This window comes from Nakamurella endophytica, from assembly GCF_014646215.1.
Lineage (GTDB): Bacteria > Actinomycetota > Actinomycetes > Mycobacteriales > Nakamurellaceae > Nakamurella > Nakamurella endophytica.
This window is the reverse complement of record NZ_BMNA01000002.1, coordinates 422,644-438,692: the sequence shown is the minus strand read 5'-3', so window position 1 is coordinate 438,692 and position 16,049 is coordinate 422,644. Positions and strand designations below refer to the sequence as shown.

12 protein-coding genes are annotated in these 16,049 nt (G+C 75.5%); 3 read left to right on the top strand and 9 right to left on the bottom strand.

The window, feature by feature from the left end:
• Positions 1–7: 7 nt before the first annotated feature.
• The 4 genes from IEY37_RS05535 to IEY37_RS05520 form a co-directional block, all read right to left on the bottom strand.
• On the bottom strand, positions 8–613 hold the full coding sequence (locus IEY37_RS05535; protein ID WP_188940503.1) for a DUF4865 family protein: 606 nt from the start codon (positions 611–613) through the stop codon (positions 8–10).
• Positions 610–1,005: a cupin domain-containing protein gene (locus IEY37_RS05530; RefSeq protein ID WP_188940502.1), complete on the bottom strand. Its 396-nt coding sequence runs from the start codon at positions 1,003–1,005 to the stop codon at positions 610–612. The genes IEY37_RS05535 and IEY37_RS05530 overlap by 4 nt, the downstream gene beginning before the upstream one ends.
• A complete protein-coding gene (locus tag IEY37_RS05525) occupies positions 1,005–1,658 on the bottom strand; it encodes a TetR/AcrR family transcriptional regulator (RefSeq protein WP_188940501.1) in 654 nt (217 codons plus the stop codon). The genes IEY37_RS05530 and IEY37_RS05525 overlap by 1 nt, the downstream gene beginning before the upstream one ends.
• Positions 1,659–1,724: 66 nt before the next feature.
• The gene (locus IEY37_RS05520; protein ID WP_188940500.1) at positions 1,725–2,975 is read right to left on the bottom strand and encodes a sensor domain-containing phosphodiesterase; all 1,251 of its coding nucleotides are present in this window, start codon (positions 2,973–2,975) and stop codon (positions 1,725–1,727) included.
• 453 nt (positions 2,976–3,428) lie between these two features.
• Between IEY37_RS05520 and IEY37_RS05515 the strand changes: the two genes are divergently transcribed.
• A complete protein-coding gene (locus IEY37_RS05515) occupies positions 3,429–3,845 on the top strand; it encodes a hypothetical protein (protein WP_188940499.1) in 417 nt (138 codons plus the stop codon).
• 25 nt (positions 3,846–3,870) lie between these two features.
• On the opposite strand, the gene IEY37_RS05510 is transcribed toward IEY37_RS05515, so the two are convergent.
• The gene (locus tag IEY37_RS05510) at positions 3,871–4,689 is read right to left on the bottom strand and encodes a PAC2 family protein (RefSeq protein WP_188940842.1); all 819 of its coding nucleotides are present in this window, start codon (positions 4,687–4,689) and stop codon (positions 3,871–3,873) included.
• Positions 4,690–4,997: 308 nt separating this feature from the next.
• Here IEY37_RS05510 and metH point away from each other — a divergent pair, with 308 nt between their 5' ends.
• Positions 4,998–8,537: a methionine synthase gene (gene metH / locus IEY37_RS05505; protein ID WP_188940841.1), complete on the top strand. Its 3,540-nt coding sequence runs from the start codon at positions 4,998–5,000 to the stop codon at positions 8,535–8,537.
• Between the two features lie 86 nt (positions 8,538–8,623).
• Positions 8,624–9,283: an HAD family hydrolase gene (locus tag IEY37_RS05500; protein ID WP_373298266.1), complete on the top strand. Its 660-nt coding sequence runs from the start codon at positions 8,624–8,626 to the stop codon at positions 9,281–9,283.
• A gap of 74 nt (positions 9,284–9,357) precedes the next feature.
• Here the strand turns inward: IEY37_RS05500 and IEY37_RS22480 are convergent, their stop codons facing one another.
• The 4 genes from IEY37_RS22480 to IEY37_RS05480 form a co-directional block, all read right to left on the bottom strand.
• Positions 9,358–12,717: an efflux RND transporter periplasmic adaptor subunit gene (locus tag IEY37_RS22480; protein WP_188940498.1), complete on the bottom strand. Its 3,360-nt coding sequence runs from the start codon at positions 12,715–12,717 to the stop codon at positions 9,358–9,360.
• On the bottom strand, positions 12,710–13,903 hold the full coding sequence (locus IEY37_RS05490) for a hypothetical protein (RefSeq protein ID WP_188940497.1): 1,194 nt from the start codon (positions 13,901–13,903) through the stop codon (positions 12,710–12,712). The genes IEY37_RS22480 and IEY37_RS05490 overlap by 8 nt, the downstream gene beginning before the upstream one ends.
• A gap of 131 nt (positions 13,904–14,034) precedes the next feature.
• Complete coding sequence (locus tag IEY37_RS05485; RefSeq protein ID WP_188940496.1) at positions 14,035–15,264, bottom strand: ABC transporter permease; 1,230 nt, start codon at positions 15,262–15,264, stop codon at positions 14,035–14,037.
• On the bottom strand, positions 15,261–16,046 hold the full coding sequence (locus IEY37_RS05480) for an ABC transporter ATP-binding protein (protein WP_229673936.1): 786 nt from the start codon (positions 16,044–16,046) through the stop codon (positions 15,261–15,263). Before IEY37_RS05480 ends, IEY37_RS05485 begins: the two co-directional genes overlap by 4 nt.
• Positions 16,047–16,049 lie beyond the last annotated feature (3 nt).

The window sequence follows — 16,049 nt, the reverse complement described above, 5'->3', positions numbered from 1 at the left end:
GCCCCGGTCACCGCGGCGCCCCGGGCTGGCTCACGTGCAGCACGGTGAACACCGTGGCGCCCTCCCCGGCGTGGCGGTGCAGGTCGGTGGCCGGCTCACCGGAGGTCCAGAATTCCACGGAGCGCCACGAGGTCGGGTCGATGCCGGCCACCGCCAGGTGCACGCCCGGCTCGCCGGCCCGCCGCTCGGTAGCGGACGACAGCTCGCGGGCCGTCGCGACGAGGTCCGCGTCGGCGGCGAGTGTCCGGCTGCGCAGGACCGCGCTGCGTACCCCGCCGGCCCGCACGGCGCCGTCGGCCCTGGCCTGCGGCACCCAGGTGTGCACCACCGGCCGCCCGAAGTCCGCGACGATGCCCTGGAAACCCGCGCCGCGCCAGAGGAAGTCGGCGGCCGCGCCGGCGTCGTCCCACAGGTAGAAGGGCGCGTACTGGTGGACGGGGGACCCGGCGACGCCGTGCTCCCGGATGCAGTAGGCCTTGACCGCCAGCCCCGCACGACCGTCCAGGGCGGCACCGCGGGTGGCCACCCGTTCCCGGATCACGGCCATGTCGTAGTCCCGGGGCAGGGTGATCGGGTAGTGCAGCAGGAGCTGCCCCGGCGTCGCGGCGGTCATCGGTGCCCGCCCGTCCCCGCGAGGACCACGGGCTCGAGCCAGGTGACGCTGTCGCCCCCCGGCGGCGCCGTCTGCACCGCGAGGTGGATCATCGCCTGGTCGGCGTCCGCGCCGTGCCAGTGCTCCTCGCCCGGGTCGGTCCACACCGCGACGCCGGGGACGAGCCGGACAACCCGACCGTCCCTGGTCCCCACCCAGCCGGCGCCGCTCTGCCCGACGAGCAGCTGGCCGTGCGCGTGCGAGTGCCAGGCCGTCCGGGAGCCGGCGGCGAACCGGACGACGTAGGCGTGCAACCGCGGGTCGCCGTCGGGACGGTGGTGCCACCCGGCCACTGCACCGGTGAAGCGCGGGTCCGCGGTCAACGGGAGCGGGACAGCGTCGAGACGTTCCATCACCGGCCCGCCGTCCTGGCCCGCTCCAGCAGGTCGACGGCGCCGCGCACCGCCCGGTCGAACGGCGCGGGATTGCCGGCGGCTCGGGCCAGCACGTAGCCGCCCTGGACGACCGCCAGCACGGTGTCGGCCAGCTGCGCCGGATCGACGTCGGCCGGCAGCTCGCCGCGACGGACGGCCTCCGCCAGCACCTCCGTGGTGGCCGCCCTGATCCGGTCGAAGGTCCCGGCCAGGATCTCGCGCAGGGCGGGCGTCCCGAGGACGTCGGCATCGCCGGCCATCCGTCCGACCGGGCAGCCGCGCAGCACGTCGCGCCGGCGGAGCAGGTAGGCCTGGACCCGGCCCACCGCACCGCCGGCACCGCCGCCACCGCCGGCACCACCGGCACCGCCGGCATCAAGCGCACCGCCCGTGTCGCCGGGGTCGTCCAGCACCGCTGACGCCGCGTCGAGCAGCCGGTCCGCGGTGCGCCGGAAGGCGGCGGCAGCAAGGTCCTCCTTGCCGGCGAAGTGGTGGTACATGCTGCCCTGCCCCGCACCGGCACGGTCCAGGATCGCCCGCGGGCTGGTCGCGGCGTACCCGCGCTCCCAGAGCAGATCCTGCGTGGACGCGATCAGTTCTTCCCGGGTATCGGCTCTCGGCATGCCGTACATACTAGTAGGTACAACATGGGAGTCGGGCTGCGGGTCGGCGGAGCGCGCCCGGCGCCGTCGGGACGGTCAGCGACGGCGCAGCGCGGCGAGCAGGTCCGGCACCGCCTCGGCCGGCACGGCCGGCGACCACAGGTGGCCCTGGCCCCGGGTGCAACCCAGGCGGCGGCCCTCGCCGGCCTGGTCGGCCGTCTCGACGCCGACCAGTGAGGTGTGCAGCCGGGCCGCGGCGGCGACGGCCACCACGGCGCCGACGACCGCGGTGCCGACCGCCTGGCCCAGCGCCGCGACGACCGTGCGGTCGATCTTCACGCCGCGCACCGCGGCGGGCAGCACCGGCGAGAGCGTCGGCCAGCCGGTGCCCGGGTCGTCGACCCAGACGGCGAATCCCCGGTCGCCGAGCGCCCGCAGCCGGTCGACCGGCACCCCACCGGGTCCTGCCACGTCGCCCACCTCGAGGTCCACCGTGGCCGGGTCGAGCCCGGCATGGGTCACCGCATCGGTGATCCGGGCGACCGCCGGGGTTTCCGCCAGGTGCCGCGGGGAGAGGTTGACGGCCACCCGCACGTCGGGGTCGGTCCGCTGCCAGCGGCGCGCGTCCCACAGGACGGAGCGCAGCACGGCCATGTCCACGTCGGCCACCAGGTCGGTGTCCACGGCCAGCGGCAGGAAGCTGCCGGGCAGGCGCACCGACCCGGACGGCTCGGTCCACCGGGCGAGCGCCTCGAGCCCGACCGGCCGGCCGGTGTCCAGGTCCAGGATCGGCTGGTACCACGGACGGATCCGCCCATCGCGCAGGGCGTCGATCAACTCGCGGGCCGGCGCCTCGCCCGCCGTCGCCGACCGCGGGCTGCGCAGCAGCTCGAGCTGGTCCTCGACGATGGACCCGAACTCCCGGAGCCGCTCGACGATGTCCGGCGCCGGCGTGCGGGCGCTCGGGTCCACCACGCAGAGCGTGCCGACGACGAGCGACTCCCGGCCGGTCAGCGGGACGCCCACGTAACTGCCCACGGACCCGTTCTGCACGGCCGCCAGAGAGGCGAACCGCGGGTCCGCGGCGGCGTCCGGCACCAGCAGCGGGTCGCCGGTCCGGACGACGACGTCGCAGATGGTCTCGGCGCGGTGCAGCAAGGTGCGGCCCGGCATGCCCACCGACACCAGCGTCTGCTGGCGCTCGTCGTCCACGATGTTGACCAGCGCGGCGGGGAAGCCCAGCGTGCGGGCGACCAGCGCGATGGTGCCCTCGAGGCGCCGGAGGTCCGGCCCGCGCCGATAGCGGCGCGCCGATCGCGCCCGCTGCTGCTCGTCCTCGGAGTGCACCTCGACCGGCGCTCGGTCACCGGCCCGCCGGTCGCCCGGCGTACCCCCCGATGGCTCTGGCCGCACCGCTGCCCCGCTTCCGTGACCCGAGCGTCCCGCCCCGCGCGGACGGGTACACAGCAAAACCCTAGGTGCGCGGCCCGCCCGGGGCACGCACCCGCAGCGGAGGTCCACCGTTCGCAGCGCCACGTCCCACGGATGGCGGTTCGGGTTGCCGTCCGGCATGCCGCCTGTGACCGGCGAACCGGTGGCGACCGACCCCGGCGACCGGTCCGGCCCCCGGCCCCGCCCGGTACTGACGCACGGTGACGACGGACGGGCAAGCAGGGCCGGGACGGCGCCCCGGACCCGGGGCGGGTCGTCCGGTCGCCGACCGGCGGCGTGACGGATGTCAGGGCAGGGATGCGCCGTTCCTCCGGGGCCGGGCGCGGCGCCCGGACCTAGCGTGGGACCATGCCCTGGTTCCGGATGCACAGCGAGTCGACGGTCCGACACCTGGCCCTGCTCGGCGGTTTCCGCCGCAGCGGCCGATGGGCGGTGCCCGAGCACCTCGTCGTCGTGGCGGCGGTCGGCGGCGCGGACGTCGACCTGGCCGGTTCCGTCCTGCCGCCGCTGGTCACCGTGACCAAGGTGTCGCTGGTCGGCGGCACGCGCCTCACGGTCCCGGCCGGCGTGCCGGTCGAGGTGCACGGCTTCTCGGTCTTCGGCCGTGTCGACGACTCCGCCGCACCGCGGGACGTCCCCGCCGGCGCACCGCGGATCCTGGTCCGGTCCTACGGCCTGGCCGGAGGCCTGCGGGTCGTCCGTGCCGCCGATGGCGTCGATGTCCCCGGAGGGCCGGCGCCGACCACGGACGACCGACCGGTCTGAGCGGCCCCCGCGCCGGGGAACGGGGTCAGCGACCGCCCGGCCGCGGCCCGCGCCGGCGCAGGTACCGCTCGAACTCCGCGGCGATCGACTCGCCGGAGGCGGGCCGGAGCGGCTCGTCGACCTCCTCGCGTTGCTCCAGCGTCCGGATGTACTCGGAGATCTCCTCGTCCTCGGCGGCGATCTGCGACACCTCGGTCTCCCACTCGTCGGCCTGCTCGGGCAGGGCGCCGAGCGGGACCTCGACGTCCAGCACCTCCTCGACACGGTGCAGCAGCGCGAGCGTCGCCTTGGGCGACGGTGCCTGCGACACGTAGTGCGGCACCGAGGCCCAGAACGACACCGCGGGGATGCCGACCTGGATGCAGGCGTCCTGGAACACCCCGGCGATGCCCGTGGGGCCCTCGTACTTGGAACCGGACACACCCCACTTGCGCGCCGTCGCGACGTCCTGCGCCGAGCCGGTGACCTGCACCGGCCGGGTGTGCGGCACGTCGGCGAGCAGGGCGCCCAGCCCGATCACGGTGCTGACCTGCCACTCGGTGGCCAGGTCGAGCAGCTCCGTGCAGAAGGCCCGCCAGCGGAAGTTGGGCTCGATGCCGTGCACCAGGATCACGTCGGACGGCGCGTCGGGCAGGCGGCAGGCGGTGAGCCGGGTCGTCGGCCAGTCGATGATCCGGGTGACGCCCTCGAGCAGCCGGACCGTCGGCCGGGTGACCTGGAAGTCGTAGTACCCCTCGGGGTCCAGCTCCGCCAGCGGCTGCGCCGACCAGGCCTCCCGCAGTTGCTCCAGACAGGCGCTGGCGGCGTCACCCGCGTCGTTCCAACCCTCGAATGCCGTGATCATCACCGGGGCCCGCAGGCTTCCGGGTGCGATCGCGGCGGCGCGCTCACTCACCTGTCCAGCCTACGTCCGCGGTGCCGCCGCACCGGCGGCGTCGGCGAAGGTCGACACCGACCGCGGGCCCGCGCCGCCCGGCCGAGGGTGCGCGGACCGGTCGGGCCGGACCCGCCACGGCGACCGGGCACCGCGCCCGGGCGGCTCGCTACCGGGGGTCGCCGGGGCACCGCCACTACGCTGGACCGGTGACTGCTCCCACCCGCGGAGGCGCGCACCGGACCGGCGCGCCGTCCCGCCACCCGTTCCTGGAGGCCATGACGCGCCGCGTCCTGATCACCGACGGGGCGATGGGCACCATGCTGCAGGCGCAGGACCCGTCGCTGGACGACTTCGGCGGCCTCGAGGGCTGCAACGAGATCCTGAACGTCACCCGTCCCGACATCGTCCGCGCCGTGCACCGGGCCTACCTCGAGGTCGGCGTCGACGCGATCGAGACCAACACCTTCGGCGCCAACCTGGCCAACCTGGCCGAGTACGACATCCCGGACCGGATCTTCGAGCTGGCGCACGCCGGGGCCGTGCTGGCCCGCGCGGAGGCCGACGAGTTCGGTACGCCGGACCATCCCCGGTGGGTGCTGGGTTCGGTCGGCCCCGGGACGAAGCTGCCGTCGCTGGGCCACGTCGGGTTCGTGCAGCTGCGGGACGCCTACCAGCAGCAGGTCGAGGGCATGCTCGAGGGCGGTATCGACGCCGTCCTGGTCGAGACGTCGCAGGACCTGCTCCAGGTCAAGGCGGCCGTGCTGGCGGCCAAGCGCGCGATGGCGGCCCGCGGCCGCCAGGTGCCGGTGATCAGCCACGTGACGGTCGAGACCACCGGGACCATGCTGCTGGGGTCGGAGATCGGCGCGGCGCTGACGGCGATCGAGCCGCTGGGCGTGGACCTGATCGGGTTGAACTGCGCCACCGGGCCCGCCGAGATGAGCGAGCACCTGCGGTACCTGTCCAAGCACGCCAGGACCGCGGTGTCCGTCATGCCGAACGCGGGGCTGCCGCAGCTCGGCCCGAACGGCGCCGAGTACCCGCTGACCCCGCCGGAGCTGGCGGAGGCGCTCGCCGGATTCGTCCGCGAGTTCGGGCTGACCATGGTCGGCGGATGCTGCGGCACCACGCCCGAGCACCTGCGGCAGGTGGTCGAGGCGGTGCAGGAGGTCTCCCCGGCCCGCCGCCGGCCGCGTCCCGAGCCGGGCCTGTCGTCGCTCTACCAGAACGTGCCGTTCGAGCAGGACGCGTCCGTGCTGATGATCGGCGAACGGACGAACGCCAACGGCAGCAAGGCGTTCCGCGAGGCCATGCTGGCCGAGCGGTGGGACGACTGCATCGAGATCGCCCGGTCGCAGACCCGCGACGGCGCGCACCTGCTGGACGTCAACGTCGACTACGTCGGCCGGGACGGCGCCGCGGACATGGCCGCGCTGGCGGCCCGGCTGGCCACCGCGTCGACGCTGCCGATCATGATCGACTCCACCGAACCGGCCGTCCTGGAGGCGGGTCTGGACCGGCTGGGTGGCCGCTGCATCGTCAACTCGGTCAACTACGAGGACGGCGACGGCCCGGGGTCCCGGTTCGCACGCATCATGCCGCTGGTCGTCGAGCACGGCGCCGCGGTGGTGGCGTTGACCATCGACGAGGAGGGCCAGGCCCGCACCCGCGAGAAGAAGGTCGAGATCGCCGAGCGGCTGATCGCCGACCTGACCGGGCGCTGGGGGCTCGCCGAGAGCGACATCGTGGTCGACACCCTGACGTTCCCGATCGCCACCGGGCAGGAGGAGACCCGGCGCGACGGCATCGAGACCATCGAGGCCATCCGCGAACTCAAGCGCCGGCATCCGGACGTGCTGACCACGCTGGGACTGTCGAACGTCTCGTTCGGTCTGAACCCGGCCGCGCGGCAGGTGCTGAACTCGGTGTTCCTGGCCGAGTGCGTCGACGCCGGTCTCGACTCGGCGATCGTGCACGCGTCGAAGATCCTGCCGATGTCGCGGATCCCGGACGAGCAGCGCACCGTGGCGCTGGACCTGGTCTGGGACCGGCGCCGGCCCGGCTACGACCCGCTGTCGCGGATGCTCGAGCTGTTCGAGGGCGCCACGGCCGCGGCGGGCCGGGCCAGCCGGGCGGCAGAATTGCAGGCGCTGCCGCTGGACGAGCGGCTGCAGCGCCGCATCGTCGACGGCGAGCGGCAGGGCCTGGAGGCCGATCTCGACGAGGCGCTGCAGCGGCGCACCGCGCTGGCGATCGTGAACGACACGCTGCTCGCCGGGATGAAGACCGTCGGCGAGCTGTTCGGCTCCGGCGCGATGCAGCTGCCGTTCGTGCTGACCTCCGCCGAGGTCATGAAGGCCGCCGTGGCGCACCTGGAGCCGCACATCCAGGCGCAGACCGCCGGGTCGGCGGCGGGCAAGGGCACCATCGTGCTGGCCACGGTCAAGGGCGACGTGCACGACATCGGCAAGAACCTGGTCGACATCATCCTGTCCAACAACGGCTACTCCGTCGTGAACCTCGGTATCAAGCAACCGATCTCGACGATCCTGACCGCCGCGCAGGACGCCGACGCGGATGCCATCGGCATGTCCGGGCTGCTGGTGAAGTCAACCGTGGTGATGAAGGAGAACCTGCAGGAGATGAACGCGCGGGGGCTCGCGGAGCGCTTCCCCGTGCTGCTGGGCGGCGCAGCGCTGACCCGCTCGTACGTCGAGAACGACCTGTCCGCGGTGTTCGAGGGCGACGTCCGGTACGCCAGGGACGCGTTTGAGGGTCTGCGGCTGATGGACGCGGTCATGCGCCGCAAGCGCGGCGGCGACACCGAGACGGTGGCCGCCGAGCAGGCGGCGGAAGCGGCCAAGGCGGCCGAGCGCCGCATCCGGCACGAGCGGTCCCAGCGGATCGCCCAGGTGCGGCGCGAGCAGGCCGAGGCGGTCGCCGCCGAGGACGACGGCGGTCCCGTGCGGTCGGACGTCGCCACCGACAACCCGGTGCCCAGCCCGCCGTTCTGGGGATCCCGGGTGGTCAAGGGCATCCCGCTGGCCGCGTACGCCGGCCTGCTCGACGAGCGCGCCACCTTCATGGGGCAGTGGGGACTGCGCGGTGCCAAGGGCGGCCGCGGCCCCAGCTACGAGGAGCTGGTCGAGAAGGAGGGCCGGCCGCGGCTGCGGTACTGGCTGGACCGGCTGTCCACCGAGCAGGTGCTGCAGGCCGCCGTGGTCTACGGCTACCACCCGTGCGTGTCCGAGGGCGACGACCTGGTCGTGCTCGCCGAGCCGCGGCCGGACGCCGCCGAGGTGCACCGGTTCAGCTTCCCCCGGCAGCGACGGGACCGGCGGCTGTGCCTGGCCGACTACTTCCGGCCGCGGGAGTCCGGCGAGGTGGACGTCGTCGCCTTCACCGTGGTGACCATGGGGCAGCGGATCGCCGACTTCGCCAACGAGCTGTTTGCAGCCAATGCCTACCGCGACTACCTCGAGGTGCACGGGCTGTCGGTGCAGCTGACCGAGGCGCTGGCCGAGTACTGGCACCAGCGCATCCGGTCCGAGCTGGTCTTCGGCGACGGCAGCACCGCGGCCGCCGAGGACTCCGCGGACGTCACCGACTTCTTCGACCTGGGCTACCGCGGGGCGCGGTACTCGTTCGGCTACCCGGCCTGCCCGGAACTGTCCGAGCAGGCCAAGCTGGTCGCCCTGCTGGAGCCGTCCCGCATCGGCGTCGAGCTGTCCGAGGAGTTCCAGTTGCACCCCGAGCAGTCGACGTCGGCGTTGATCGTGCACCACCCCGAAGCCACCTACTTCGCCGCCCGATGACCGGGAGACGCGGCGAGGCGATGACGACGACGGGGGACACCTGCGCGCCGGCGGACGGCGGCGACACGACCACCGAGCTGGCCGGGGTGCTGTTCGACATGGACGGCACCCTGACCGACAGCGAGCGGCTGTGGACCATCTCGCTCGCCGAGGTGGCGGCCGCCTACGGCGGCACGATCTCTGTCGAGACCCGCGAGGCCATGGTCGGGCAGGACATGTGGACGACGATCGACCTGCTGCACGCCGAGATCGGCGTGCAGGTGGACCCGGCGGAGACGGCCCGCCGGCTGACCGAGGCCACCCGTGAGGTGTTCGCCCGCGGGCTGCCCTGGAAGCCCGGGGCGCGCGAGCTGCTCGCGGCCGTCCGGGCGGCCGGGTTGCGGACGGCGCTGGTGACCGCCACCCACCGGCCGCTGGTCGACATCGCGCTGCGGACGTTGGGCAGCGCCAACTTCGACGCCGTGGTGGCCGGTGACGAGGTCGTCCGCAACAAGCCGGACCCCGAGCCGTACCTGCGGGGGGTCGAGCTGCTCGGGCTGCCGGCGGACCGCTGCCTGGCCATCGAGGACTCACCGGCCGGGTCCACGTCCGCCGCCGCGGCGGGCCTGCCGGTGCTGGTCGTCCCGTCGGAGATGCCGGTGGCCGCCGCCCCGGGCCTGTTCTTCGCCGACTCGCTGGTCGACATCGACGTGCCGCAGCTGCGCCGGCTCCGCGCCCGCCCGCGGCCGGGACTGCCGGTCGGCTGACCGGAGGTCCGGGCGGGCGGCCGCGCCGGCGGACCGGTCGGTGTCCTGCAGGGGGCGGTCGCCGGTGCCAGGTGTCAGCGGCCGCCGCGGGCACCGCCGCCGAACCCCGTCCCGCCGCCGAACCCGGCTCCGCCTCCGGCGCGGCCGGCGCCGCCGAGCAGCCCGCCGCCCGACCGGCTGCTGCTGGTCGCAGTGGGCAGGGGAGCGCCGAGGTCGGCCAGGACGACCTGGTCCCCGGCCGACAGTCCCGACGTCACCTGGGTGACGGTGGGGCCGACGGCACCGATCTCGACCCGGGTCGCCGTCACGGCGCCGTCGCGGAGGACGTCGACGGAGTGCGCCGAGCCCACCGTGTGCACCGCGGAACTCGGCACGGTGAGCACGCCGGACAGATCCGCGGTGGTGACGGCGACCGTCGCGCCGGACCCGTCGTACAGCCGGGTGGTGCCGGCGTCCACCAGCACCGTCACCGGGTACGTCGGCGTGCTGCCGGTGGTGCTCGCCAGCACGCCGACCGTGGTCACCGTCCCGGTCAGCGGCGCCGTCCGACCGTTCACCGTCACCGCGGACCGCTGGCCGACGCGGATCGCGTCGACGGCGGACAGCGGGACGGTGGTCGAGACGGTGTACTGCCCGCCGCCGACCACCGTGACGGTCGCCGAGGTCGAGCCGGCGGAGACGCCGTCGCCGACGGCCAGTCCGACGGCGGCGACGGTGCCGGAGATCGGGCTGGTCAGGGTGGCCGCCCGCCGGTTCTGCTCCGCGATGGTGACGTCCCAACTCCGGCTGTCGATCTCGGACTGGTCGGCGGCGACGTCCTGGGCGGTGGCCACCGTGGTCCGCGACGCCCCCGCCGTCCTGGCGCTGCCGGACCCTCCACCGGCCGACCCGGCAGACCCGGCCGACCCGGCGGAACCAGCCGACCCGGCCGAGCCGGCACCACCGGCCGGAACACCCGACCCGCCGGAGCGCGTGGACGCACCGGTGCCGGTGCCGGTGCCGGTTCCGGTGTCGACGCCGCTGCCGCCCGCACGGCCGGCGTCCCCCGTGCCACCAGCCGCACCGGTCGGCCCGGTGGATCCGGTCGACCGGGTGGACCCGCTGCCGGCAGACCAACCGCCGTACCCGCCCGAGCGCGGCGAGCCGCCGCTGCCGGTCGTGGCGGTCGACCCGGAGCCGGCCGCCCCGCCGGTGGCTCCCGAACCGCCCGTCGGGCGACGGCTGCTGGACGTCGTCCCGGACCCGCCCGCGGCGCCCGTCCCACCGGTGCCGGATCCGGTGGCGGGTGCCGATCCGGTGCGGGTCGCGGACCCGCTCGCACCGGATCCGGTCGCGGGCAGCAGCGCGGACAGGGCGTTGATCGCCGTGGTGAGGTCGTTCTGGTTGCTCGCCAGCCCGGCCTGGTCGGTCTGCACCGTGGTGATGGCGGCCTGGCAGTCGGCCAGCTGCGTGGACAGTGCCGCCCCGGGGCCGCTCGTCGTCGAGGTGGCGCTCGAGCTGCCGGTGGTGCCGGTCGTCGTCGAGGTGCTCGACGACGGGGCGCGGGTACCGGTGCGCCTGCTGCCCGGCGTCGCCGCGTCCCGAGGGCCGGTGGTCGGCGTCCGCGCCGCCTGGAGCAGCTCCGCGGCGACATCCGCGGCTCGGCCGGAGCTGTCGCCGGTGACGACGCGGTCGACGGCCGCCACCACGGCCGGGGTCAGCGCGACCCGGAAGGCCGCGCCGGCGGCGGTGCCGGTCGCCTGGGTGGTTGCCGTGCTCGACGAACCGGCCGACGGCGCCGCGGTCGAGGTCTGCGTCGCAGTCACGGTGGCGGTGTCGGTCACCGTCGTGGGCGCGGTGACCGTGGCGGTGGCGGTGGCGGTCACCGTGGTGGGAGCGGTGACCGTCACGGTGGTCGGCGCGGGCGCGGGCGCGGCCGGGGACGAGCTCGAGTTCGTGTCCGGCGGGCCCGGGGTGGCGGACACGGTCGAGCCGGCGCTGGAACCGGCGCCGGAGCTGCCCGTGGTCGGGGTGGCCGAGGTTCCGGGCGACGCCGTCGTCGACCCGGCGCCGGACGGGCTTCCGGACGTGGGACCGTCCGGCGTCGACGTGCCGGTGGTGGGGGTGGTGCCGGTGGCGAGGGTCGCGGTGGAGATGGGCAGGCAGGCCGTCCGTTGCGTCGCGAGGGACTCGGCGACGAGCTCGGTCTGCCGGCTCACCGCCCGCTGCGCGGCGACCACCGCCTGCTGGGCCGCCCGCAGGCGTGCCGTCGTGGGATCGGTCGGTCCCGTGTCCGTCGACCCGGAGCCGGTGCCGCCCGGCGAGCCGGTGCGCGTGCCGGGTGCGGCCCCGGTCCCGGTGGGCCGTGCGCCGCCGCCGGTCGCAGCTCCACCGGCCGAGCCGGACCCGCCGCCGGACGTCCGACCGCCGGAGCCGGACGCGGTGGGCGACGCCGGTCCGCTGCCGTCACCAGCCGACCCGGTACCGCCGCCGGTCGACGCGGGGGCGCCGACCCCGGTCGGCGATCCGCCGGAGCCCGACCCCGCGGCGCGCCCGGGGTCCGCACCGGCCCCGCGGCCGCCGGTCCCGCTGGTGCGGCCGGTGCTCGTTCCGGAACCTCCGGTGCCCGTCCCCGCGGTGCCCGTCCCCGCGGTGCCGGACCATCCGGTGTCGGTCCCTCCGGTGCCGGACCCGCCCGTCGCGGTGTCACCGTCCCCGGTCGCGGCACCCGACCCGCGCCCGCCGACACCCCCCGAGCCGCCACCGGCGGCGGACCCACCGGAGGCGCCGACCGCTCCACCGGTGCTCGCACTCCCGGCGTCCCCGCCGGCCGGTCCCGAGTCGGTGCCGCCCGCGCCCGCTTCGGTGCCGCCCGCGCCCGCTCCGGTGTCGCCCGCGCCCGCTCCGGTGCCGCCGGCGGCTCGCGACCCGGAGGACGCGATGGAGGACCCGGACGACGCGCTCGACGACGAGGTGGCCGTGGTGCCGTCGGTCTGGCTGGCGAGGTCCGTGGCCAGGGTCTGCTGCGCCTGCGCCAGCGCCGCCTTGGCGCTGGTCAACGCTGCGTCGAGATCGGTTGTGTCCAGCGTGGCCAGGGTCTGTCCGGCCCGGACCGGGTCACCGACCGCGACGCCGACCCCGGCCACCGTGCCGCCGACCGAGAACGTCGCTATCGCCGAAGTTTTCGTGGAGACGGTGCCGGACGAACTGACCACCTGGGTCACCGACCCGTCGGCCGCTGTGGCCACCCGGTAGCCGGCCGGGCGGCTGCGCGTGGTGGCGAACACCCACCCACCGCCGGCGACGAGCAGGACCACCAGGACGGTGGCCGCCCAGGAGAGTCGCCGCCGGCGGCGACGCCGGGCTCGGGCGGTGGCGGCCGCGACCCTGCTGGTGGCGGTCGCGGACGTCGTCGCGACCGGCGCCGGCGGGACGCCGAAGCCGTCCTCAGCCACGGGTCGTCGTCCCGGTACCGCCACCGCTGCCGGTACCGCCACCGGTGCCGGTGCCGCCACCGCTGCCGGTCCGGCGCCCGGGACCGCCGAACCCGTTGCTGCAGCTACCGTTCGTCGCGGCCGACAGCGTGATGGACGTCGCCGCAACGGCTCCGGTGTCGTCGGCCTTGCCCACCGCGGTGGCGCAGAGGCCGGTCCTGATGGCCGAGGCCTTGGCGGTGACCGCCTTCCGGTACGTCGTGGTACCGGTGACCGTCACCGTTGCGGTGTAGCTCCCCCCGGTGCGCGACGAGGCGGTGACGGTCACCGTGTCGCCCGTGACCGAGGCGACCGTTCCGGACACGCGCTCACCGAAGCCGCCGAAGCCACCGGCCGGTCGGCGACCGGCCGTCCCGGTGGGCGTGGTGCCCTGCCCACCCGTGCCGGGGGCGGCACCGCCGGTCGGGCCGGTACCGCCCGGCATCCCGCCGCCGCCGGAGCCACCGCCGCGGTATCCGCCATGGCCGTAGCCGCCACCGCCGCCACCGCCGGTGCCGGCACCGCCGGCGGCGCCGAAGGCGGCGCACCGGCCGTCGACGGGCTGCGTGATCGACACTGTGGTGGCGGTCAGCGCGGTCACCTCCGGACGGGTGGCACCGGTCGGGCCGGCGCCGGCGCTCGGAGCGGCCCCTCCGGTCGGAGCGGCTCCTCCGGTCGGAGCGGCTCCTCCGGTCGGAGCGGCTCCTCCGGTCGGAGCGGCTCCTCCGGTCGGAGCGGACCCGGTGGTTCCGGCCGCGGGTGCCGCGACCGCGGTGACGCAGACGCCCGGCCTGACGTCGGTGAGGGTGCCGGTCGCCTGCTGGTCGATCCTGGTCGAGGCCGTCCAGGTCACCGTGGTCTGCGAGGTGGTGCTCTGCACCTGCATCGAGCTGCCGGAGACGTCGGCGACGAGGCCACTCACGCCCGGCCGGACGCCGGTGCCGCCGCGGCCGGCCGCGGTGGCCGGCGCGGACTGCTCCGTGACCGGCGCGGCGGACGGCGTCGACGTCGGCGCTGCCGATCCGGCAGACCCGCCGCCGCAGGCGGCGAGCAGCAACGACAGCGACGCCAGCGCGCCCGCCGCGGCGAGCGCGCCGGCGGAGCGGCGGCGCGGGGCGGGCGCGGGCTGGACGGCGCGGGTGGCCGGGGTGGGGACGGCGGCGGTCATGGCGGTGTTCCTGTCGTGCGGTGGGGCGGGAGGTGGTCCCACCGGTCGGTGGGAGGTCGGAACGGTGGTCCGCCCGGAGCGGGACGGCGGGACGGGACCCGGTCGGGCACCGCGACGTACCGGCGGCGTGGTCACTCGCTGCGGAGGGCGTCGATGGGCGCCAGCCGGGCGGCCCGGGTGGCGGGGTAGACACCGAAGACGACGCCGATGAGCACCGCGATGGCGATGGAGCCGCCGACGGCCAGCGGCGACACCACGATGTCGGTGGACAGCAACCGGGGCAGCACCCGCGCCCCGCCGATGCCGAGGGCCGCGCCGAGCAGCCCGCCGGCCAGTCCGAGGATCGTCGCCTCGACCAGGAACTGCCGCCGGATCGCGGACGGCGGCGCGCCGAGCGCCTTGCGCAGGCCGATCTCCCGGGTCCGCTCGGACACCGACACCAGCATGATGTTCATGACGCCGATGCCGCCCACCAGCAGGGACAGCGCGGCGATCCCGGTCAGCAGCACGGTGAGCGTCCGGGACACCGACGTCACCGTCGACAGCAGCGACTGCTGGCTGGCGATCGTCCAGTCCGCGGCGCCGGAGTCGGTCACGTGGTGCAGCGACAGCAGCAGCGCCTGCGCCTCCTGGTACGCCGCGGACAGCTGGCCGGCGGACGCCGCCTGCAGGTAGATGGTCGACACCGACTCCTTGTTGGTGCCGCCGACGATGCGGTTCGCCACCGTGGGCAGCGGCGCCAGCACCTGGTCGTCGAGGTTGCTGGAGGAGTCCGAACCGGCCGGCGCCAGCACGCCGACGACCTCCAGGTCGACGCCGTTGACGGTGACCGTCCGGCCCACGACGTCGGTGGTGCCGAACAGCTCGGTCGCCGTCTCGGAGCCCAGCACCGCGACGGCCGCCTGGTCCGCGACGTCCGCCGCGGACAGGAACCGGCCGGCCGCGAGGGTGCGCGACCGGACGGTGGCCCAGTCGGCGGAGGTGCCCACCACCGCGGTCGTCCAGTTGCTGCTGCCCGCCGTCACCGACAACGACGACGACTTGACCGGCGCCACCGCACCGATGTCCGGTGCGGCCACCGGGGACGCCAGGGCGGCGGCGTCGGCGGCGGTGAGCGTGGAGGCGGACCCGAAGCCGCCGCGGACGCCCCCGCTGGTGCTGCTGCCGGGGGAGACGATCAACAGGTTCGAGCCCAGGCTGCTGATCTGCGCGCCGACCTGCTGCTGCGAGCCGAGCCCGAGTCCGACGGTCAGGATCACCGCGGCGATGCCGATCAGGATGCCGAGCATGGTCAGCCCGGAGCGGAGCCGGTGCGAGACGATGGCGTCCAGCCCGGTGCGCAGCGTCTCCACCCACCTCATACCGGGGCTCCCACCGGTCGCTCGTCCGGCTGGACGACGCCGTCGCGGACCCGGACGACCCGCTGCGCCCGCTCTGCCACCTCGGTCTCGTGGGTGATCAGCACGATCGTGCGGCCCTGCCGGTGCAATTCGTCGAACAGCAGCAGGGCGTCCTCGGTCGCGGTCGAATCCAGGTTGCCGGTGGGCTCGTCGGCGAGCAGCAGGGCCGGGTCGCCGACCAGTGCCCTGGCCACGGCGACGCGCTGCTGCTGGCCGCCGGAGAGCTCGCCGGGCTTGTGGTCGATGCGGTCACCGAGCCCGACGCGGGTGAGCGCTTCGACGGCGCGCCGCCGGCGCTGCTCCCGCCCGACACCGGCGTAGACCAGGGGCAGCTCGACGTTGCGCCAGGCCGACAGCGACGGCAGCAGGTGGAACTGCTGGAAGACGAACCCGATGCGCCGGTTGCGGACGTGGGCCAGCTCGACCTCGTCCATCACGCCGACGTCCTCACCGGCCAGCCGGTACTCGCCCGACGAGAGCACGTCCAGGCAGCCGATGACGTTCATCAGGGTCGACTTGCCGGACCCGGACGGGCCGATGATCGCGACGAACTCGCCGGCGTCGATGCGCAGCGAGACGTTGCGGACGGCGTGGACCTCCTGGGTGCCCATCCGGTAGGTCTTCGCGACGTCGACGAGCTCGATGACCGGGATCCGCTCGCCCACAGGATCCGCCGGCAGCGGACGCGCGGGGGCGGCGTCGGGCGTCCGGCGGTCGCCGGAGAACAGGTCGAACAGGCTCACCGG